Genomic DNA, 278 nt, shown 5'->3' with positions numbered 1-278 from the left:
CACAGCCTCGGATACAGGCTCGGGAACAGGTAGCACTCGGCCACGCTCCAGCCCTGCACCTGCGCCTGCGCCGATAGCGGCACGCCGGTACCCAGCATCAGGGTCGCGGCGAACATCACCGCCGCACCGGTCGCGACCTGCTCGCCACGGCCGGTCTTCTTCTTGCGTCCCTTTGCTACTTCCGATGCCACGACCCAGCGGTTGATGGTGGCATTCCAGACGATACGGTAACTGCGGTTCACGCGACTTTCCTTGGCTGATTGAGGGGGTGTCCACGA

Annotated in this window: 1 protein-coding gene; it reads right to left on the bottom strand. The window is 64.4% G+C overall.

Going from position 1 to position 278, the window contains the following annotated elements:
* The coding region (locus SB658_RS23515; protein ID WP_410602705.1) for an ESPR domain-containing protein at positions 1 to 242 on the bottom strand (242 nt) is incomplete at its 3' end.
* Positions 243 to 278 lie beyond the last annotated feature (36 nt).

This window comes from Bacillus sp. SIMBA_008 (assembly GCF_046535495.1).
In the GTDB taxonomy this organism is placed as follows: domain Bacteria; phylum Bacillota; class Bacilli; order Bacillales; family Bacillaceae; genus Bacillus; species Bacillus subtilis.
This window is presented reverse-complemented; position numbering and strand designations above follow the sequence as displayed.